The sequence below is a fragment of the Rhodococcus sp. ARC_M5 genome (genome assembly GCF_022810405.1).
In the GTDB taxonomy this organism is placed as follows: domain Bacteria; phylum Actinomycetota; class Actinomycetes; order Mycobacteriales; family Mycobacteriaceae; genus Rhodococcoides; species Rhodococcoides navarretei.
The window spans coordinates 22997-42538 of record NZ_JALGQE010000022.1 but is presented as its reverse complement, the minus strand read 5'-3'; the positions used below and the strand labels follow the sequence as shown (position 1 = coordinate 42538).

At 65.3% G+C, this 19542-nt stretch carries 19 protein-coding genes and 1 pseudogene; 10 read left to right on the top strand and 10 right to left on the bottom strand.

The window, feature by feature from the left end; genetic code table 11:
* Positions 1–5: 5 nt before the first annotated feature.
* Positions 6–1370, bottom strand: coding sequence for an acetamidase/formamidase family protein (locus MTX34_RS23050; RefSeq protein WP_243610936.1), 1365 nt, complete (start codon positions 1368–1370; stop codon positions 6–8).
* A gap of 252 nt (positions 1371–1622) precedes the next feature.
* On the opposite strand from MTX34_RS23050, the gene MTX34_RS23045 reads away from it, so the two are divergent.
* Complete coding sequence (locus MTX34_RS23045; RefSeq protein WP_243610935.1) at positions 1623–2579, top strand: hypothetical protein; 957 nt, start codon at positions 1623–1625, stop codon at positions 2577–2579.
* Positions 2576–3238 carry a hypothetical protein gene (locus tag MTX34_RS23040; protein WP_243610934.1) on the top strand — a complete coding sequence of 221 codons (663 nt, stop codon included), beginning with the start codon at positions 2576–2578 and terminating at the stop codon, positions 3236–3238. The genes MTX34_RS23045 and MTX34_RS23040 overlap by 4 nt, the downstream gene beginning before the upstream one ends.
* On the opposite strand, the gene MTX34_RS23035 is transcribed toward MTX34_RS23040, so the two are convergent.
* Together MTX34_RS23035 and MTX34_RS23030 are read right to left on the bottom strand one after the other, a co-directional pair.
* Entirely contained in the window at positions 3171–4439 is a 1269-nt protein-coding gene (locus MTX34_RS23035) for a DUF4185 domain-containing protein (protein ID WP_243610933.1), read from the bottom strand. The two genes, MTX34_RS23040 and MTX34_RS23035, sit on opposite strands and share 68 nt — an antisense overlap.
* A gap of 142 nt (positions 4440–4581) precedes the next feature.
* On the bottom strand, positions 4582–4995 hold the full coding sequence (locus MTX34_RS23030) for a hypothetical protein (RefSeq protein ID WP_243610932.1): 414 nt from the start codon (positions 4993–4995) through the stop codon (positions 4582–4584).
* 107 nt (positions 4996–5102) lie between these two features.
* Between MTX34_RS23030 and MTX34_RS23025 the strand changes: the two genes are divergently transcribed.
* Together MTX34_RS23025 and MTX34_RS23020 are read left to right on the top strand one after the other, a co-directional pair.
* Positions 5103–5435 (top strand): hypothetical protein, encoded by a 333-nt coding sequence (locus MTX34_RS23025; RefSeq protein ID WP_243595512.1) that lies wholly within the window; start codon positions 5103–5105, stop codon positions 5433–5435.
* A complete protein-coding gene (locus MTX34_RS23020) occupies positions 5435–5872 on the top strand; it encodes a hypothetical protein (RefSeq protein ID WP_243610931.1) in 438 nt (145 codons plus the stop codon). The genes MTX34_RS23025 and MTX34_RS23020 overlap by 1 nt, the downstream gene beginning before the upstream one ends.
* On the opposite strand, the gene MTX34_RS23015 is transcribed toward MTX34_RS23020, so the two are convergent.
* Positions 5873–6439, bottom strand: coding sequence for a peptide deformylase (locus MTX34_RS23015; RefSeq protein WP_243610930.1), 567 nt, complete (start codon positions 6437–6439; stop codon positions 5873–5875).
* On the opposite strand from MTX34_RS23015, the pseudogene MTX34_RS25840 reads away from it, so the two are divergent.
* The 3 genes and pseudogenes from MTX34_RS25840 to MTX34_RS23005 all read left to right on the top strand — a co-directional run.
* Positions 6417–6590, top strand: a pseudogene (locus MTX34_RS25840) (DUF2256 domain-containing protein); the annotation flags it as partial. The gene MTX34_RS23015 and the pseudogene MTX34_RS25840 overlap by 23 nt on opposite strands.
* Before the next feature lie 15 nt (positions 6591–6605).
* Positions 6606–6857, top strand: a complete 252-nt coding sequence (locus tag MTX34_RS23010; protein WP_243595553.1) for a DUF3253 domain-containing protein — start codon at positions 6606–6608, stop codon at positions 6855–6857.
* Between the two features lie 46 nt (positions 6858–6903).
* Positions 6904–8739, top strand: coding sequence for an HNH endonuclease (locus tag MTX34_RS23005; RefSeq protein ID WP_243610929.1), 1836 nt, complete (start codon positions 6904–6906; stop codon positions 8737–8739).
* Positions 8740–8746: 7 nt separating this feature from the next.
* Here MTX34_RS23005 and MTX34_RS23000 read toward each other — a convergent pair whose 3' ends face one another.
* Positions 8747–10243: an acyl-CoA synthetase gene (locus tag MTX34_RS23000; RefSeq protein ID WP_243610928.1), complete on the bottom strand. Its 1497-nt coding sequence runs from the start codon at positions 10241–10243 to the stop codon at positions 8747–8749.
* A gap of 89 nt (positions 10244–10332) precedes the next feature.
* Here MTX34_RS23000 and MTX34_RS22995 point away from each other — a divergent pair, with 89 nt between their 5' ends.
* Complete coding sequence (locus MTX34_RS22995) at positions 10333–10872, top strand: DUF2231 domain-containing protein (protein WP_243610927.1); 540 nt, start codon at positions 10333–10335, stop codon at positions 10870–10872.
* Position 10873: 1 nt separating this feature from the next.
* Here the strand turns inward: MTX34_RS22995 and MTX34_RS22990 are convergent, their stop codons facing one another.
* Complete coding sequence (locus MTX34_RS22990) at positions 10874–11233, bottom strand: PASTA domain-containing protein (protein WP_243610926.1); 360 nt, start codon at positions 11231–11233, stop codon at positions 10874–10876.
* A gap of 286 nt (positions 11234–11519) precedes the next feature.
* Here MTX34_RS22990 and MTX34_RS22985 point away from each other — a divergent pair, with 286 nt between their 5' ends.
* Both MTX34_RS22985 and MTX34_RS22980 read left to right on the top strand, forming a co-directional pair.
* Entirely contained in the window at positions 11520–13823 is a 2304-nt protein-coding gene (locus MTX34_RS22985) for an excinuclease ABC subunit UvrA (protein ID WP_243610925.1), read from the top strand.
* A 75-nt stretch (positions 13824–13898) separates the two neighbouring features.
* Positions 13899–14825 (top strand): ABC transporter substrate-binding protein, encoded by a 927-nt coding sequence (locus MTX34_RS22980; RefSeq protein WP_243610968.1) that lies wholly within the window; start codon positions 13899–13901, stop codon positions 14823–14825.
* Between the two features lie 40 nt (positions 14826–14865).
* Here MTX34_RS22980 and MTX34_RS22975 read toward each other — a convergent pair whose 3' ends face one another.
* The 4 genes from MTX34_RS22975 to MTX34_RS22960 are packed head-to-tail and all read right to left on the bottom strand — an operon-like array spanning position 14866 to position 19541.
* Positions 14866–16056, bottom strand: a complete 1191-nt coding sequence (locus MTX34_RS22975; RefSeq protein WP_243610924.1) for a CaiB/BaiF CoA-transferase family protein — start codon at positions 16054–16056, stop codon at positions 14866–14868.
* On the bottom strand, positions 16053–17519 hold the full coding sequence (locus MTX34_RS22970; protein ID WP_243595521.1) for a dihydroorotase family protein: 1467 nt from the start codon (positions 17517–17519) through the stop codon (positions 16053–16055). The genes MTX34_RS22975 and MTX34_RS22970 overlap by 4 nt, the downstream gene beginning before the upstream one ends.
* A 19-nt stretch (positions 17520–17538) precedes the next feature.
* Positions 17539–18912 carry an FAD-binding protein gene (locus MTX34_RS22965; protein ID WP_243610923.1) on the bottom strand — a complete coding sequence of 458 codons (1374 nt, stop codon included), beginning with the start codon at positions 18910–18912 and terminating at the stop codon, positions 17539–17541.
* Complete coding sequence (locus MTX34_RS22960; RefSeq protein WP_243610922.1) at positions 18909–19541, bottom strand: hydantoin racemase; 633 nt, start codon at positions 19539–19541, stop codon at positions 18909–18911. The genes MTX34_RS22965 and MTX34_RS22960 overlap by 4 nt, the downstream gene beginning before the upstream one ends.
* Position 19542 lies beyond the last annotated feature (1 nt).

The window sequence follows — 19542 nt, the reverse complement described above, 5'->3', positions numbered from 1 at the left end:
CACTCCTACCGGTCGAAGTGTGCCTTCGAGATCCGGCCGTGCACACCGACCGTCTTGTCGACCACCTGCGAAACGGTGAAGTTCGCGGCCGCGGAGAGGTACGCATAGGCCGTCGCGCGGTCCATACCCAGATCGGTCTCGAGGAAGTCGAGCGCATTGACCACCGCGCGGCGCATGGCGGCGTTCAGGTCCGAGCTCTGGCCGCCGACGGCACCGTCCGGGTCGGACAGACCGATCGGAATCCATGAGTCCTCGTTCTCGGCAAAGGGATACGAGTAGGCAACGGCCGGGGCATCACCGCTGCCCGCCTTGCAGACGGTGAGGCGGAAGGTGCCGCGCAGCGAACCCTCCATCGCCGTCAACGCCACCTCCCCGTCGCCCATCGCCATGTGCGGATCACCGACGTAGAACAACGCACCCTCCGCGAACACCGGGAGGTAGAACGTCGATCCGACGCCGAGCAACCCGACATCGATGTTGCCGCCGCCGAGCGTCGGCGGAATCGAATTCGCATTGGGCGACGTCAACCCCGGGTCGCTGGCGAACGCGACACCCATCATGCCCATGAACGGTCGTAGCGGAAAGCGCACGGACGCATCGCCGTACCGCATCACGCCCTGCCCGTCCTCGACGGCGGTGAACGTGGAGACGTTGCCGTACTGCGTCGGGTCACCCGACTTCCTGCCGTCGCTTCCGATCGGTGGCATGACCTCGTCGAGGCTGATACCCGGCGGTGCCTCACCGGACGCGGTGACGGCCAGAGCGCCCTTGCCGTGCCGACTCGACACCACGCCGTACGGCACCCGGGGAGTCGCCTCGAGCGTCTCGATCTTGAGAACGTCGCCGCGCTGTGCACCTTCGACGAACACCGGGCCCGTGACCACGTGCGGTCCGTCGACGTCGAAGTTGCGTACCGTCCGGTCGTACCCGCCGGCGATGTCGATCGCATCCTGCAGAACATCGGACTCGGAAACACCTTCGCCACCGAAGAATTCGACGGGATCGCGGCCCTGGTCTTCGAGAATCCCCTCATGGCTGAGCGCGTCGATGGTCACCGTCTCACCGGACTTCATCTGCAGCACCGATTCGGACTCGACCGTCGGCACGTAGCCCCACAGGACCTTGTCGACCTCCGAGCTCAGGTAGTGATCGCCGGAGATGTCGCCCGCTCCGGGCTGAAGGATGCCGGCAGCGGTCGGGGCCGGTGACGACGAACTGGCAGCCGCGGTGGTCGTCGAAGACGTCGAACACGCTGCCGTTCCGGCAATTCCGACGCCTGCGCCCAGTGCTGCCACCGCCTGAATGAAGCCGCGACGCCCGATTCCCTTGGTGATCGTTTCCGCTGCCTGCTCCGCCATCGACCGCGCCATTGCTACCTCCTGAAGTGTCCGAATCTCGAACGTAGACGCGCCGTGTTTCTCGGCCGTTACGATCACGGGTCGGACGAAGTGCTCAGCGGGACAGTTCAGCTGGGATCGCTATCACCGACCGCCGGCCGCCAGATCGCGCTGACAGCGGCAGGTACCGATTCGGCAAACCCACCACCGTCGACAATGATGTTCACGGCTCGACGGCGAAAGCGAGAATAGGCGCTGCCCACTCACATCGGTAGATTCACGACCATGCCGACAGATTCCACACCCGACGGATTCACCTTCGAGCGCTTCGACGTCACCGACGCCGGATCCATCGCCACGGTCTTCGCGGCCAAGGAACACCGAGCCGGGCTCTACGTTCTGCACTTCACCGACGGCTCGGCTCACGTCGGCTACGCCGATTCGGTCGCCGCGCGGTTCGCCGCCGATCTGGACACCTGGACCGACATCGAGGCAATCGACTTCACGACCGGAACGTCGGACCAGCTGGTAGAGGTGCAGGAGCTCGTGTCGCGCCTGACCCGCCTACGCGAACGCCCCGCCGAGTCCGGTGCGATCGGCGAGGCACCGAGCGCGAAATCAGCACTGCCGAAGGAACGAGCCAAGCGGGCAACATTGCTCGACGCAGCCGTGGGCAAGGCGCGCAAACAGTTCTGGGAACTGTCCGACCACATCGCGTACCCCGCCATCCGCAGCATCGTGGCCGACTACATCAATTCCTCGATACCCGACCCGGCGAACACCACCAAGTACCTGTGGCAGATCGCGGCACTGTCCGACGCACCCGACGAGACGGGACCTCGACGCCTGGTGACGCTGACGTGCGGCGGTTTCGAAACGCTGCGCATAGACGAGATCATGCACGACGACGACACGATCGAACTCGACCTGCGCATCAACACCAATGTTCCGCGCGACCGGACCGACGAGCAGCTCGAGATATCCAACGAGACCGTCAGTGCTGGGCGCGGACCGTACCGTGACGAACGTGTGTGGTCGTGGTCGATCGACCTCGGGGCACTGCTGGAAGAAGACGTCGATGTCGACTTGGGCATCGACGACGACACGTTCGACGACCTCGCCTACGGCCTCAACGCCCGGCTCATGCGCTCCGGAAACTCCACGGGCGCAGCGACACACAACCACGACCTGGCCGCCGACCTGCTCGCCGAGGCATACCGGCAGCTGTTCGAGACCGAGTGACCGACCGACTCTGGTACGTCTCGTACGGGTCGAACCTGCTGCGCGAGAGGTTCTTCACGTACCTGACGGGATCCGACGACAGCTCCGAATTCGGTGCGCACCCTACCGCGCCGTCGACTGCGCTACCTGCTGAAGAAAAGTGGTTGTGGATCGACCACGCACTGTATTTCGCAGGCGTCTCCAGGCGCTGGACGGGATCATCCGCCTTCGTCGCGACAACAGTAGATGCCACGAATCGCTCGGTAGCGCACGGCTACCTGGTCGACCGACGCCAGTTCGCTCATCTGGCTGCGGTCGAGAACGTCGTCGAGTCCGTCGATATCGGAGCGACGGAGACGCTTGCCATCGGACAGTGGTCGCAGCTGGCAGTGGATCGCGAGGGCGAGAACTTCCGCGGCAAATACGATGCACTGCTGCGACTTCCGGACCTCGGTGGACAGCCCGCGTTCACACTGACCAGTTCGATCGTGCGGGAGCCCGGCGAACCGTCGAGCAGGTATCTTTCGACGATCCGGCGCGGACTACTGTCCGCCTCCATCGACCTCGATGTGGACGCCTACCTGCAGGCCGCCATCGAACGATCGGGGACGATCACTTCAGAGCATCGAGATTCGTCTTCAACAACAGCACGTTGTAGTCCGACCACCGAGAAGCAGTGAAGTACAGGTCTTTTCCGCTCGACATCGGGTGAATGAACGGCGCATAGATACCACCGGCCGTCTGACCGGCGTCGAGAATTGTCCTCGGCGCACTCCACGGACCCTCGGGATTGTCGGCGGTGCGAGCGACCAATGTGCGAGAGTTCTCGTCCCCGTACATCATCACGTAGCGGCCGAGGTAGTCGTTCCACGCCACCGACATCTCGCTGACCGGTCCCTTGACGATGGCAACGGTGTCGCCGATATTCTTCGACCACTGCTTCGTCGGATCCGGATCCTGCGTCGAGTACTCGTACGCGTCGAGGTTCTCGATGTCGTTCGGTGCCACGCGCGAGACGAAGGCGTCGCCGAATCGTCCGTTCGGAGTGCCGAACTGGTACAGGTACTCGCCGTCGCGACCCAGCACGTAGGCACTCTGCTGGAACTTGCCCTGGCTCTCGTGGACGTTGGTGAAGCCCGGGATGGTGACACCCTTGTTGACGCGGATCGTCTTGGGATCCGTCGACCAATTCTGGCCGTTGTCAGTCGATTTGGCCGTTGCGGAGTAGTTCGTGATCCAGCGTCCTGGTGTGCCCCAGCTCTGCACCGACATGTAGTTGATGTACTGGGTGTTGCCGATCGCGATGGCCGCCGTGGGGATCGTCGTGTCCTCGACGGTCGGCAGTTTGGCGCTCGCGATGATTTCGGCTGCGTACCTGGGATTGTCGGCTCGCACGACCGCACCGGAGGTGTTGTCCGCTGGGTTGGCTGGACCGATCTCGATGCCCTGCGCCAGGTTCGTCGATGCCTTGTCCGAACGGAAGAGCGCGTTGCTGCGCCACTGCGCGTTGCCGGAGGAGCAGTCCCCGAACGTGTCTCCGAACGCCATCAAGATCTGGCCGGCACCGTTGTCCCAACTGATACCCAGGTCGGTGCCGGACATCGCGAGGTCGTTGTAGGTGTTGTTCACGCTTTGCGGACCGGTGACCCAGGCAATGCTCTGCGTGTTCCCGGTGATCCGAGGAAGAGGCCCCTGCGGCCCCTGGGGATTCTTGCCGGACATCCCCGCGCTGCCCGAGGATCCGAACAGCGGCGACGAACCCGGCCCACCGAGGCCACCGCAGGGTTCGGCCGAGACGGTAGGCGCGGTGAGAGCGCTGAGTCCGCTCACTGCCAGTGCCAGGACAGCCCCGACAGCGATCTGCCGACTACGTACACGCATGAACGAACCCACCGTTTCCCGTGTGACCCACGATACTGATGTGACTGATGGGACGAGTGTTACGCAAATCTACCGAACACGCAACAAATCGGGCGCGTCGGTACTTGACAAAACGCCTACGGCGAGAATGACACTCGTGTGATTAGTCGGCGATCATGCGCGCGTGAGTCGTGTCCAGTGCGAGAAGCGCAGCACCCTGCACGACGACGGCAGCTCCGTGGCCCAGCGCCTGGTCAGCGGTGATCCGGCCGCCGAACCGAGGCTTCCTGACGGCGATGTGCGCACCGGTCGCGATGTAGAGAACGTCGAGACCTGCATTGATCCACAGCAGCTTGCTCAAGCTCTTGGACGTCGGGACCGAGGAGTTGAGCGCCCCCGCGGCGGCAATGGCCACATCGATTGCTCCCCACCCGGCGGTCTGCTGACCGAACGCCCGCCAGGCAGGCGACGACCCGCGCAACGCCAACACCGTTCCGACGAGCGCACTTCCACCGCCCCACACCGTGAGACGACGGCCGAGCCGCTGGGCGACGATGGGGGCTTCGAGTGCTGTCATGGTCTCCAGTGTGCCGCGTTCGAGGGAAGGCCGGTTCGTAACGCGCGGTCGGTTGCGGCCGATCCCATGAGCACTGAGTATTCGTGCTCGAAACGAACGGAGCCACCATGCTGAAGAAGATCCTCGCCGGAGTCGCGTTGGCGATCGGCGGCGCAGTGCTCGTCGCGCCGACAGCCTCCGCAGCTCCCGACGACAACCCGTTCGGGCCCAAGGATTCGACCGCGAACTTCGTGAGCGCCTTCGACCCGGCGGCATACGGTGCAGCGAGCACCAAGTCGTTGATCGTCAGCCCGTTCGGCACGAGCGTGCAGATCGATTGCTCGTCGTTCCACGGTCAGAGCTGGTGCTCCCAGAACGGCCGAGCCCTGACGGAGATCCGAATCCCGGCCGGGTCGTCGGAGTGGAACTACCGGATGCTCTACGTCTACAACCCCTTCTGATGTTCGTCGGCCGTGCACTGTGCGGACTGGCGCTCCTCACTCTTACCGGTTGCGCGGCAACGGAACCCGAGCCGCAGGTCGAGGTGGTCGACGTGACGCCGACGTCGTTCCCGCTGCCTCCCTCAGCGGTCGCAGCCACCGCCATCCCCACCCCGGAGGATACGACCGCGATCTTTCGCACCGTGTTCGATGGCACCGCCGAACGAGGCGACCGCGCCGACGCGCTCGAAGGATCGGCGGAGGAAAACGCCGCGGTCTTCGACAGCGGGGGAATCGTGTCGGAGGTGATCTTCGACCACGTTTCCACTGTTTCGCCCGACCGGGTCGCGGCGACAGGAGCCTCACTGGGGCAACCTACGACCATCGACTTCGTCGTGTCGGATGGCCGCTGGAAACTCGAACGATCGACGGCCTGCGCTGTCACCGGGGCCTGCTGATCACCAACCGAACGGGTCGGAGTCGGATCCGGGCAGCCAACTGTTGCCTGGTTCGACCCATCCCATGGATTTGATCATCTTCTTGGCGGCGCGCTGATTGCGGCCGATCAGGCGGTCGAGGTACAGGTGACCGGCCAGATGGTCGCACTCGTGTTGGAGACACCGAGCCAGGTAGCCGTGGCCCTCGACCGTCACCGGATCGCCCTCCACATCGACGCCGGTGACGCGGGCCCACTCGGCGCGTCCCGTGGGGTACCGCTCCCCCGGAACCGACAGACACCCTTCGGTGTCCTCGGGGTCGGGCATCGTCTCCGGGATCGCCGACGTCTCGAGCACTGGATTGACCACGTGCCCGCGGTGACGCACTCCGCCGTCGTTCAGGTCGTAGACGAACACCGCCCGCGGGTCACCGACCTGATTGGCGGCGAGACCGGCACCGTGCGCGGCGGTGTTGGTCTCGAAGAGATCGTCCACGAACGCCGCCAGTGCCGCATCGAACTCGGCGACGGGAACGGCATAGGTCGTCAGCCGCGGGTCGCCGGCAATGAGGATGGGTCGAATCGCCATGCGACGAGGTTACTGTCGAAGCATGGCTCACTCCCGTCGCTCCCCCACGGCGCACCCAGCGGACAAGGTTTGCGCATCGTGCGGACGGAGAATCGAATGGCGCAAGAAGTGGGAGAAGAACTGGGATGACATCAAGTACTGCAGCGACACATGCCGGCGACACAAGGTGAGCACCACAGACAAGGAACTCGAGGACAAGATCAGGACCCTGCTCGACGCCCGATCTCGTGACGCCACGATCTGCCCCTCCGACGTCGCACGAGCGCTGTCCGACGACGGGTGGCGCGACTTGATGGAGCCGGTCCGCCGCGCAGCTCGACGCATGGTCGACGCGGGAGAAGTCGAGATCACACAGAAGGGTTCCGTCGTCGATCCATCGACCGCGAAGGGGCCCATCCGCATCCGGTGGAAGCGCTGACCTGCGCTGCAGAAACGTGTCGGTGGGTGGGTATAGCTTTCGTGGGGTGAAGACATGGGGGGATGTGTTCGGGCTCGGGGACAAGGAATTGGTCTCCGCGCTCGCCGACGCGACTTCCCACGAGAATGCGCTTGCTGCAACCAGATTGACTCTGCTGGCCGAGATCGACCGACGCGGATTGGCGATGAAGCTCGGCCACTCGTCCGTGACCCGCTGGTACGCCCGGTCGGTTCGGATCACCGACGGATCAGCCGTCCGCCAGAACGCACTGGGGTACTGGCTGCACGATCACCACACCGTGCTCGACGCCCTCGCCTGCGGTGAGATCCACGCCGCGCATGCCGCCGCGATCGCCGAGGGCTACGACGTCGTCCTGCTGGCCGACCCCACCCTCGACGAGCATCGACGCGACGCAATCGTCGCCGAACTCCTCGACACCGCGATGCGCAGCACCGCCGGTCAGGTCACCTCACGTGCGCAAGCGCTGGCGCACTCTGCGGCGGAGGACGCTCGGGCCCGGCACGAGAAGGACCGACGGGAGCAACAACAACGAGAGCAGGAAAAGCGGGAGCAGGAGCGTCGAGACCAGGCGGGGCAGAGCGATCATTCAGCGACGTCCACCGACAGGCTGCCCGATCCGGAACCGCCTGCACCGGAGCCTGTTCCGCCGACTCCTGCACCGCGGCCGGTGTCGGAGAACCCGGACCTGAACCGTTTCGACGTTCATCCTCTGGCCAATGGCCGCTTCCAGCTGGGCGGCAACGTCGACCTGATGGTGGCCGAGAAGCTGCTCACCGCGTTGTCGGGGTTGACCGCTCCGCGCCCGGGCCACGGTGGTGAGCGCGATCCACGTGGTCCGTCGAAGCGCCGGGCCGATGCACTCGATCACATTCTCGACCGACACCTACGCGGCAGCCGCGGGTCGGCGGGTGGGTCGCGGGCGTCGGTGCACCTGATCGTTCCGCTGCGAGACTTGCTCAGGGACCGCGGAGAGAAGCAATCCGGGAGCGCTACAACGGGTTCGGCGACACACATCGCCGGCGCTACCGGCGACAACTCACGAACCGGCGGCGGTGCCAGTCCCGATCGTGCCAATGGCGGCGGCAACGAGGGCCCCGATCGCGGAGCGGGCGGTGCCCGTACCAGCGGGAGCAGTGCTGCTACCGGCGACAACTCACGAACCGGTGACTCCAACGCCGGTCCCGGTCGTGGCACCGCCGATCACCGTGTGGGCGGGAGCAGTGCTGTTACCGCCGACAACTCACGAACCGGCGATGCCAACGCCGGTCCCGGTCGTGGCACCGCCGATCACCGTGTGGGCGGGAGCAGTGCTGTTACCGCCGACAACTCACGAACCGGTGACTCCAACGCCGGTCCCGGTCGTGGCGGTCGCAGCGATGCCGGTGGTGGCGATGCCAGGAAGAACCCGGCTCCCGAGCCGGGCGACGCGGACTGGCCGTTCCACTTCGACTGGACCGGCCCGATCAGTCGCTCCCTCGCCGAACTCGTCACCTGTGACGCCGACCTGACCCCTGTCATCGTCGACCACAACGGCGTTCCACTCGCGCTCGGACGAACCACCAGACTCGCCTCCGACGACCAGCGCATCGCTCTGACCATCCGCGACACCTGCTGCGTGATGTGCGGCCGCCCCGCACAGTGGTGCCAAGCCCACCACGTCAGATTCTGGGAACACGGCGGCCGCACCGACCTGAACAACCTTGCGCTGGTCTGCGGAGAATGCCACCGCCTCGTCCACCACGGCGACTGGCAGCTACTCATGGGCGACGATGGACACCCCTACGCCATCCCACCCGAATCCATCGACCCCACAAGGCGACCCATCCCCAGCTACCACCGACGAAAACGTCGCGCAGCCTGACAACAGGTCAACTGCGCAGCTCACGCTTGAGCAATTTTCCGCTCTGATTGCGCGGCAATTCGTCGACGAACGCGACGGTCTTGGGCACCTTGAACGGCGCTATCCGACCCTTCACATGGTCGATCAAGACCTCCGACGACAACTCACTTCCGTCCTTCAGAACGACGACGGCCGTCACCGCCTCGATCCACTTGTCGTCGGGGGTCCCGATCACCGCGACCTCGGCGACCGCCGGATGGGTGTAGATCGCATCCTCCACCTCGCGCGACGCGACGAGAATGCCGCCGGTATTGATTACGTCCTTGATCCGATCGACCACGGTGATGAACCCCTCGGCATCGCGGGTCACCAGGTCACCGGAATGAAACCACCCGTCCGAGAACGCATCTGCCGTCGCCTCCGGCTTGTCCCAGTAGCCGTCGCACAACTGAGGGGAACGGTAGAGGATCTCGCCGGGCTCGCCGTCCGGCACATCGTTGCCGTCGGCATCGACGACGCGGGTTTCGACGAAGAAGACCGCACGTCCGCACGATGCCGGCCGCGCCTCGTGCTCCTCGGGCTGCAATACCGTTGCCAGCGGGCCGATCTCGGACTGCCCGAAACAGTTGTAGAACTCGATGTCCGGGTACCGGTCACGTAGCCGAGTCAGCACGGTGACAGGCATGATCGAAGACCCGTACTGCGCCTTCTTCAGCGACGAGAGGTCGCGCGTGGCCAGGTCGGGGTGATTGGCGAGCGGAACCCACACCGTCGGTGCCAGGAACAGAGACTTGATCTTCTCCTCTTCGATGCGGCGCAGGATCTCGGGAACGTCGGGCCTGCGCATCAAGCGGACCGTGGCACCCACCGACAGGTAGGGCAGCATGAACACGTGCATCCCCGCCGAGTGATACATCGGCATCACGAGCAGAGGATCGTCGTCCTGAGTGAACCCGAGCGCGATGACGCACGAGACGTATTCCGCGACGAGCGCGCCATGAGACATCATCGCGCCCTTGGGTTTCGACGTCGTTCCGGAGGTGTAGAGCAACTGAGCGAGGTCGCTCGAATCGGCGGCGGGTTCGAGTTCGGAGCCGTCACCGTCTGCGCCCAGCACATCGGGAAGGGGCACCACGTGCTCGATCGTCAGGTCTCCACGAACGGAGTCGAGGGTGGCCGTCAACGCCGGGTCCACGAGAACCACGCGGGAGCCCGACTGACCGAGCAAGTACTGCAGTTCTTCGCCCACCAGCGCGTAGTTGATCGGAACGTGCACCAATCCGGCTCGCGCACAAGCAAGGAACGCAACGACGTACGCATCCGAGTTGACGCCGTACGCCGCCACACGGTCACCCTTGTTCAATCCCAACGCGATCAGCCGGCGGGCGGCGCGGGTGACCGCGGTATCGAGTTCCTTGTAGGTGTGACTGCGTCCCTCGAACGTCACGGCGAGACGATCGGGGAATTTCGCGGCCGACCGTCGCAGGACGCCGTCGACGGTGTTCACTCGTGTTCCGCTGCTCATCACCCGACGTTATAGGACGTCCAAGCATCTCGTCCCGTGTTTGGCTGCCCTTACGGTTCGCGCATCCCCAGTGGGGCATTCGCCCCGGTATGACACTCGAACAAGCACTCGACAGCCTCGAATCGGCATCGTTCCTCGACGGAACCGGCAACGCCATCAACGGCGTTCTCGAGCCCGCACTCGACGACAGCGCGATCGGTGGGGCGCTCCGTGGGCGATGGATCGGTCACCCCATTCACCCGGCACTCGTCAACGTCACCATCGGTAGCTGGACCAGCGCCGTTGCCCTCGACCTGCTGAATCACCAATCGAGGGCGAGCAAGCTCGTCATCTCCGTCGGGCTGGCGTCCGCGCCGGCAGCCATCGCCACCGGTTGGGCCGACTGGTCGACGATGAACACGCGCCAACGACGGGTCGGGATGATCCACGCGGCCTCGAACGCGACCGGCGTATTCCTGTTCCTCGGCTCCTACTTACGACGCCGCAAGCACACCGACGGTGTTGCCAAGGCCCTGGCTGCGGCAGGCCTGGCGGCAGCGAGCGTCGGCGGCCTCATCGGAGGTCACCTCGCCTACAGCTCCACCGAGCAGGAACCGGCTCCAGCGGGCAAGCACAGCATTCGCCGGTAGATCAGCAGTTGTTCGGCTCCCCGATCTTCACCGAGGACAGCAGGGCATCTCCCTCACCGATGAGAGTCCCTGCGGGTGGATCCTGCGCTACGACAATCCAGTTCGAGTCGTTGACCTGCATCCGGCTCGCACCGGACGCATCGACGCTCCGGGAGTAGAAGACCCCTGCAGCCTGAATTGCGTTCTGGGCAGTCTGCAGATTCATACACACAACGGACGGCATGAACGCGGGTACCGGCTCGGGTGCCGCGGGCTCGGGGGTCGCCGAAGGCTCGAGCACCGAAGGCTCGAGGGAAGTGGCATCCGGAAGGACAAGCCGCGGCACAGAAGTCGGCGAGGGTTCGGTCGCTTGCACAGTCACGGTCCTGACCTCGGTTCCGACCTCGGAGTCAGTGGAGCCACAGGCTGCGGCGGTGAGGGCAAGGAGCGCGCACAAGACGATCGAGTGCACAGTGATGCGACTGTTGTTCGACACGGAGACCTTTCGATGCGACCGATGACCAGCTGCCACCGGTGACCAAAGGGAATCGCCGTACCGAGAAGTCTGTTACACGGCAAAATAGTCTGCATTTCCGTACACCGTACGGTAGACTGCGTCGGCCCCGGGCGAACCAGCGTCGGGGGCGGCGAAAGGCGACTCGAACGCAATGACTCCAGCCCAGCCGACGATCTCGATCGATACACCGACAGCTGCAGACGAACTGTCCACCATCATCGTTCGCGGAGCCCGCGAGAACAATCTCCGCGATGTGAACCTCGACCTCCCCAAACGCTCGCTCGTCGTGTTCGCGGGCGTCTCCGGATCGGGCAAGTCGTCGCTCGTCTTCGACACCATCGCCGCCGAAGCACAACGGCAGATCAACTCCACGTTCACCGCGTTCGCTCAGACGTTTCTCCCGTCCTACGGTCGGCCCGACGCCGATCTGATCGCCAACCTGTCGGCCGTCGTGATCGTCGATCAGAAGCGTCTGTTCGGTGGCCCGCGATCGACGGTCGGCACCATCACCGACATCGGCGACTGGCTACGCATGCTCTGGTCCCGTGCCGTCACGCCGAGCATCGGCTACGCCAATGCGTTTTCGTTCAACGACCCCGCCGGAATGTGCCTCGAATGCGAGGGGCTCGGCGAGGCGAAGGTCGTAGACCTCCGCGAGCTGGTGGACGAGTCGAAGTCCTTGCGCGAGGGGCCGTTCAAGCATCCGGACTTCGAGGTCGGCAAATGGCCGTACCGAGTGTTCGCCGACTCGGGCCTGTTCGACCTCGACGTCCCGATCGAGCAGTACTCCGCCCGTGAGCGCCACATCTTCTTCGACGCCAAGCCCGGCGAGGTCGAGGTGACGAATCCCGACGCCGTCATGAAGAGCTACGAGGGGATCGTGTCCAGGTTCCGGCGCAGCTACCTGGCGAAGGACGCCGACGCACTCAAAGGCAAAGCCAAGCTCGCGTTCGAGCGCATCGTCACCCGCGGCACCTGCGAGGCCTGCGGCGGCTCTCGATACAACGAGACCATCCGCGGTGCCACCCTCGAAGGACTGTCCTTACCCGACGCGTTCGCGATGCAGGTCTCCGAACTCGCCGACCGCATCGACGGCTGGCGGATCACGGGCCTGGGCAGCGTCACCGCCGAAATCGTCACGCAGCTGCGACGACTCGTCGATCTCGGTCTCGGCTATCTCAGCCTGGACCGCGTAACGTCGTCGCTGTCGGGCGGTGAATCGCAGCGTATCAAGATGGTGCGGCACCTCGGGGCAACCCTCAACGACATGCTCTACGTCTTCGACGAACCGACCACCGGGCTCCACCCCCGCGACGTCCACCGCCTCGACGACATGTTGCTCGCGCTGCGCGACAAGGGCAACACCGTCCTCGTCGTCGAGCACGATCCCGAGGTCATGGCCATCGCCGACCGCATCGTCGAGATCGGCCCCGGTGCCGGAAAGGCCGGCGGCACAGTCGTGTTCGAGGGCACTTACGACGAACTGCGCCGCGCCGACACCCGCACCGGATCTGCGCTGCGGCGCGTAGGCGTCGAACTACGCACTCCCCGTCCGCCATCGGGCTGGCTGAGCATCACCGGAGCGAGCACCCACAACCTGCGCGACGTCAGCGTCGACATTCCGCTCGGAGTCCTGACGGCCGTCACCGGGGTCGCGGGCTCCGGCAAGTCCAGCCTCATCCACGGCCACCTTCGTGAGGCCGCGCCGGACGCCGTCATCATCGACCAGGCACCCATCCGCGGTTCGCGTCGTTCCTCCCCCGCGACCTACACCGGACTGCTCGATCCGATCCGCGCCTACTTCGCCAAGAAGACCGGGCAGCCGCCGTCACTGTTCTCCCCCAACTCCGACGGTGCGTGCCCCGACTGCCAGGGCGGTGGCGTCATCTTCACCGATCTCGGGTTCACCGACCCGGTGACGAGCACGTGTGAGACATGCCAGGGCAGGCGGTTCCGATCGGGCGCGATCCGGCACACCGTCGACGGCATCAGCATCGCCGACATCTTCGAGATGTCCGTCGAAGACGCGCAGGACTTCTTCGAGGTCAAGAAGATCCGCGACATCCTCCGTCGGTGCCGGGACGTCGGCCTCGGCTACCTCTCACTCGGCCAGAACCTGTCTTCGCTTTCCGGCGGCGAACGTCAACGGCTCAAGCTCGCCACCGAATTGGTCGGGTCGTCGCCGGTGCTGGTTCTAGACGAGCCGACGACCGGTCTGCACCCGTCGGACGTGTCGAACCTGATCGCGTTGCTGTCCGGGATGGTCGACGAGGGTAGGTCGGTGATCGTCATCGAACACAACCTCGACGTCATCGCCGCCGCCGACTGGGTCATCGATCTCGGCCCCGACGGCGGGCACAACGGCGGGGTGATCACCTTCACCGGCACCGTCGACGAGTTGGTGCTCTCCGACACCCACACCGGCACGTACCTGGCACGGAGCCTGGGGCGCTGACCGCGACCCGATAGTGTTGGCGCTCCCAGAGGCATCGGAAACACAGGAGTGGCAGTGCAGCGTCGATCGGCACGAATGATCTCAGCCGGGTTCGCAGTCGTCGCGCTGGTCGCGACCGGCTGCGGCGGCACGACCACGGACTCCCCGCCGACCACCACCTCGGCCACGGCGTCGAGCGGGGAGTTTCCGAGGACGATCGCCTCGGGCTCGGACGGCGGGACCGTCACCATCGACGCGATGCCTCGTTCGATCGTCTCGCTGAGCCCGACGGCGACGGAGACCCTGTACGCCGTCGGCGCGGGTGAGCAGGTGGCGGCCGTCGACGATCAGTCGGACTATCCCGCCGACGCGCCGAAGACCGGGCTGTCGGCGTTCACGCCGAGCCTCGAGGCGATCGTCGCGTACGACCCGGACCTGGTGATCACCTCCACCGACCTCGGCCTCGTGACGTCCACTCTGGCCGAGGCCGGCATTCCGACGCTGCTGGTTCCGGCCGCGACGAGCCTCGACGACGCGTACTCGCAGATCGAACGCGTCGCGGATGCCACCGGGCACGACGCCGACGGCGATGCGGTGGTCGCCCAGATGCGGTCCCGGATCGACGCTGCCGTGGCGAGCGTTCCGGATCGTGATCAGCCGCTGACGTACTTCCACGAACTCGACGACACGCTGTACACCGTGTCCAGCCAGAGCTTCGTCGGCCAAATCTACGGACTGTTCGGCCTCCAGAGCATCGCCGACGGCTCCGATGCGGGCGACTACCCACAACTGTCCGCCGAAACAGTGATCAGCACGGATCCCGATATCGTGTTCCTCGCCGACGCCCAATGCTGCGGCGTGACAGCCGAATCCGTCGCCGCTCGGCCGGGGTGGGGTTCGATGACCGCCGTCCGAGACGGCAGGATATTCCCGATGGACGAAGACCTGTCGAGTCGGTGGGGCCCACGCATCGCAGACCAGGTGGAAGCCGTCGCCGCTGTGGTGCAACAGATTCCGGCGTGAACTCGGCGGGTGACCGAACACTGCGATCACCCGCCGCGCTCTACACGATGCTGTCGCGGTGCATGGCCTCGATCTCGTCGGCGCTGCACCCGATTTCGGTCAGCACCTCATCGGTATCGGCACCGTGCTTGCGTCCGGTGTATCTGATGCTTCCGGGGCTACTACCCATCCGCCACATGACGTTCTGCATGCGCACCGGACCCAGGTCGTCGTCCTCGACAGTCGTCACCATCTCGATGGCGTTGACCTGTGGATCGGACAACAGGTCGCTCGGCTTGTAGACGGGAGCGACTGCCGCGCCCGCCTTCTCGAACTCGTCGATCACCACGTCTTTCGTCCGCTCGCCGATCCAGCCGCCGACGTACTCGTCCAGCAGGTCCGCGTGGGCGGCGCGCTGACGCCCGGTGGCGAACCATGGTTCGTCCAGCACCTCGGGGTGGCCCACCAGGACCAGCACCCGCTCAGCGATCGAATTGGCGCTCGTGGAGATCGCCAACCAATGACCGTCCGCGGTCTTGTACAGGTTGCGGGGCGCATTGTTGCTCGACCGATTGCCCGTGCGTTCCTGATCGATCCCCAACTGGTCGGCGTAGATGACGCCCGGCCCGACCGCGGCCATGATCGGGCTCAACAGATCGAGGTCGATCTGCTGACCCTGACCGCCGTTGTTGGTTCGGTGCAGCAGGGCCATGGACACCGCCGACGAGCCGGCGATCCCGGCGAGGGAATCGGCCAGTCCGAACGCAGGAAGCGTCGGCGGTCCGTCTGCTTCACCGGTCAGATGCGCAAAGCCACTCATCGATTCGACGAGCGTCCCGAAGGCCGGCCGGGTGGCGTACGGCCCGGTCTGACCGAAGCCCGTGACACGCAACAGGATCAGACCCGGATTCAGCTCGGACAGCACGTCGTATCCCAGCCCCCAGCGTTCGAGGGTTCCCGGCCGGAAGTTCTCGACCACCACATCGGCTTCGGCGGCGAGACGACGAAAGAGTGCTCCGCCCTGTGCATTTCCGAGGTCGAGAGTCATCGTTCGCTTGTTTCGACCGATCATCGTCCACCACAGCGGGTGACCGTCCTTGTCCAGACCGTGTCCGCGCATACCGTCGGGCTTGGTGGGGTGCTCGATCTTGATGACCTCCGCCCCGAAATCGCCGAGGATCTGCGCAACGAGAGGGCCGGCGAGGATCGTCGAGATATCGAGAACTCTGATGCCCTCGAGCGGGCCCGTCACAGGTACGGACGGTGCAGGTAGCGGCCTGCCGGCGCACCGGCGACGGCACCGTCGGCGAGTACCCGCTGACCACGGACGAACGTGTCGGTCACCTTGGCACCGAGCTCGAATCCCTCGAACGGTGTGTACTCCTGCGCCGACTCGGAATCCTCCGGCCGGACGGTCCAGGTGTGATCGGGGTCGATCAGAGCGACGTCTGCGTCCATGCCGACGGCGATGTCTCCCTTGCCCGGCAGCCCGTAGCGTCGGGCCGGGTTCAGTGACGTGAGCTCGGCGATGCGACGCCAGCTCAGGCCGCGCTTGCGTCCTTCGCTGACCAGTCCTGGGAGCAGGTATTCGGCACCGCCGAAGCCGGACTTCGCGGCGAAGATGTCGCCGCGATCCTCGGCGAACTTCTTCTCGTCCTTGCAGCACGCGTGATCGCTGACGACCCAGTCGATGTCGCCTGCGAGCAGGTGCTCCCACAGCGCTTCGACGTCGTCACGCGGACGCAACGGCGGGTTGACCTTGCCACCGAGTCCGTAGGCGGTGTCGATATCGGCCAGCAGGTGGCCGATCGTGACCTCGCGGCGGAAGTTGACGTGTGGGAACGCCTTTGCCATCCGCATCGCCGCGGTCAGCGCCTTGCGCGACGACAGGTGCAGCAAGTTGATGTTGGGCAGCTGCGTCTCGTCTGCGAGGAACGACGCAATGGTGACTGCGAGGCCCTCGGAATGCGGTGGCCGCGACGCGCTGTATGCGGCGAGGCCCTCGAGGGTGCCCTCCTCCTCGACGATCTTGGTGTACGCGCTCATGATCTCGGCGGTCTCGCAGTGCAGCGACAGCGAGATGTGATCGGCCTTGTCGCCCATCTGCTCACGGGCAGCCTGGATGCCGCGCATGACGAACTCGAAGTGCGCCAAGTCGTAGCGCTCCCCCTCGGGCGTCATGAGGAACTCGCTCTGATCGGTGGACCGGCCGTGGAGCCCGTGGCTACCGTAGAACATGAAGATCTTGAACGACGTGACGCCGTGGTCGGCGATGAGCGAGGGGATTTCGTCGATGTGTTCCTTCGACATCGGCGCGAGGTGGTACGCGTAATCGACGTAGGGGCGTCCCTCGGTGGCCTCGAGGACCTTGGGGAACACATCAGCGTAGGAACCGCCGGTGTTCATGTAGTACTGGCCGGTCCGCATGTAGGACAACGACGTGGTCACGCCGCCCTGCACGCACGCCCGCGACTCGGTCTCGGCATCCTCACCGAGCGAGTTGTAGATACCCCAGTGCTGGTGCGCATCGACGACGCCGGGAAACGCGATCTTGCCTGCTGCGTCGACGACGGTGTCCGCCGCGGAGGCATCGATGTTCGCTTCGATTCGGGTGAACTTGCCGTCCTCGATGAGCAGGTCCAGAAATTCGCCCTCGTCGGGGGCATCGGATCCTGCACGAACTACGCGGGCATTGGTGATCAAGAGCGTTGACATGGTTGTCCTTTCGATTTTTTCACAAGAGTGCAGTTGATCGGAGTGAGCTTGCCGCGAGGTAAGCGAGTCCGAGAGCAGGGAGCAATCCGTTGCCTGCCAGATACCCGGCCGCACCGTGGCCGGAGATGCCCATCGCGGCACCGCCCGAGGCGAACAGACCGGTGATGGCGGAACCGTCGGTGCGGAGAACACGTGCGTTCTCGTCCACGACGAGCCCACCCTGGGTGTGGAACAACGCGGGCACGATCTTGATGGCGGCGTACGGCCCGGCAAGCGTGTGCTCGAAAGAGTTGCGGCCGAACGGATCCGACGCCTCTCCCCGCGCATAGCTTTCCACAGCGGCGAGTTCCTCCGCCACTGTGGCAGGTGGAAGCCCGGTAGCGGCAGCAAGACTCTCCGCATCGTCGGCCCATATTGCAGCACCCGACTCGACCGTCTGCTGGAAGTCTTTGAACGACAAACACTTGTCGTAGATCTCGCGGTCGATGACAACCCAGCCCTCGGAGCCGGGCCTGGCGGCCAGAGTGGCCGCGTATTCGGAGTAGCCGGTCGTCTCGTCACCGAACCGGCGACCGGTCGAGTCGAGCACGACGCCGCCGTGCATCACCGTCGCCCATCCGACGAGCGTCGTCGCCTGCTTCGACAGTGCCGCGTGCCCCTGGTAGGCATCGAGGTATGCCGAGTCGGCACCGAGACGACGTCCGATGGCCAGCGCATCCCCGTTGGAGTGCTCACTGCCGTGATAGCGCGCCGCGGATATCTCCGGCACGTACTGTGCCACCATGTCCGTATTGGCACCGTAACCGTTGGTGGCCAACAGAACTGCGCGGGTGGGAACGACATCGACGCTACCGTCGGGCATCGTGATGCTCACCCCGTCGACAGCCCCGGCGGTGTCGACGGACACGTCGGTCAGGCGGGCGGGAGTCAACATGTCGATCCGCGGCTCGTCCGCGACCGCTCGGGCGAGGTGCTCGAGCATCGCGCTGCCGTGGCGGCCTTCGACTGTGTGGCAACGCAATTGCGAGTGACCCGGGTACGCGAAATCGGTGACGAGCGTGAGCGGCAGCTCGACGTGATCTGCGAGCCATTCCACCAGCGGCGCACTGACATCGGCCAGGGTGGACGCCAGCCGAAGATCGGCACTACCCTTCGTTTTGCGCAAGACATCGTCCAGAAACTGCTGCGGCGAATCCTCGATTCCGGCCTCCCGCTGCCACCGTGAACCGGCACCGGGGATCATGGCCGTGGACATTGCCGTGTTGTTGCCCCGCTTGAAGTGCGTGCTGGCCTCGACCACAAGCACGTCGAGCCCGAGCTGGGCCGCACGCAGAGCAGCAACGAGTCCGCCGCCCGCGCCTGCCACCACCAGGTCGGGGCCGTCCTCGCTCATGCGGGGACCTGCAGATCGGAACGCAGACCCAGCAGCCGCAGCGCCGTAGCCGTCGGATCGACGACCTGTGGTGACGTCGGTGGATCGACGAGATCGACTGCAGAGCAGGCATTGACGGCGATGGTGCACCGGAGTTTGCGCGCGTGTTCCGAGACCGCTCTACCCCAGGCTCCGGCGTCTACGATGTCGTGCACACCGAGCCCGAGCACCTCGGTGGCCTCGGCGACTATCCCGTAGAACCCGAGTCGGCGGTCCAGTTCTGCGGCGATGGCGTCGTTCCTCGCCAACGCACCGATCCGATGTCCCTGGGAGGCATAGAACGACGCCGTCAGCCGCGTGAGGCCGTAGAGCGGCCGCGCGAACGAATCCGCTTCCTCGGCACAGGGGTCGAGCACGCAGTCGGGCAGGAACCCGTCGGCGTGCGTGTCGCGCACGGAGTGGAAGACCTGCGACAGCACGTCTTCCGACCGTCTGACGTCGAGTTCGGTATCCAGTGCGCTCGGCGCATCGGGCCCGATGTTGCGGAGCTCGACGGTGATCCCCGCGGGTGAAAGGTGATCGTACCGATCCTGCCGGCGCCGCAGTTCTGCCGCGTCGACGTCGATCGGGGTGAAAGCCAAGAGGTGCATG

Excerpts from the sequence above, each read along its gene's own strand:
- MTX34_RS23050 (WP_243610936.1), bottom strand. The coding sequence starts at position 1,370 with ATGGCGCGGTCGATGGCGGAGCAGGCAGCGGAAACGATCACCAAGGGA.
- MTX34_RS23045 (WP_243610935.1), top strand. The coding sequence starts at position 1,623 with ATGCCGACAGATTCCACACCCGACGGATTCACCTTCGAGCGCTTCGAC.
- MTX34_RS23035 (WP_243610933.1), bottom strand. The coding sequence starts at position 4,439 with ATGCGTGTACGTAGTCGGCAGATCGCTGTCGGGGCTGTCCTGGCACTG.
- MTX34_RS23030 (WP_243610932.1), bottom strand. The coding sequence starts at position 4,995 with ATGACAGCACTCGAAGCCCCCATCGTCGCCCAGCGGCTCGGCCGTCGT.
- MTX34_RS23025 (WP_243595512.1), top strand. The coding sequence starts at position 5,103 with ATGCTGAAGAAGATCCTCGCCGGAGTCGCGTTGGCGATCGGCGGCGCA.
- MTX34_RS23020 (WP_243610931.1), top strand. The coding sequence starts at position 5,435 with ATGTTCGTCGGCCGTGCACTGTGCGGACTGGCGCTCCTCACTCTTACC.
- MTX34_RS23015 (WP_243610930.1), bottom strand. The coding sequence starts at position 6,439 with ATGGCGATTCGACCCATCCTCATTGCCGGCGACCCGCGGCTGACGACC.
- MTX34_RS23000 (WP_243610928.1), bottom strand. The coding sequence starts at position 10,243 with ATGAGCAGCGGAACACGAGTGAACACCGTCGACGGCGTCCTGCGACGG.
- MTX34_RS22995 (WP_243610927.1), top strand. The coding sequence starts at position 10,333 with ATGACACTCGAACAAGCACTCGACAGCCTCGAATCGGCATCGTTCCTC.
- MTX34_RS22985 (WP_243610925.1), top strand. The coding sequence starts at position 11,520 with ATGACTCCAGCCCAGCCGACGATCTCGATCGATACACCGACAGCTGCA.
- MTX34_RS22980 (WP_243610968.1), top strand. The coding sequence starts at position 13,899 with ATGATCTCAGCCGGGTTCGCAGTCGTCGCGCTGGTCGCGACCGGCTGC.
- MTX34_RS22970 (WP_243595521.1), bottom strand. The coding sequence starts at position 17,519 with ATGTCAACGCTCTTGATCACCAATGCCCGCGTAGTTCGTGCAGGATCC.
- MTX34_RS22965 (WP_243610923.1), bottom strand. The coding sequence starts at position 18,912 with ATGAGCGAGGACGGCCCCGACCTGGTGGTGGCAGGCGCGGGCGGCGGA.
- MTX34_RS22960 (WP_243610922.1), bottom strand. The coding sequence starts at position 19,541 with ATGCACCTCTTGGCTTTCACCCCGATCGACGTCGACGCGGCAGAACTG.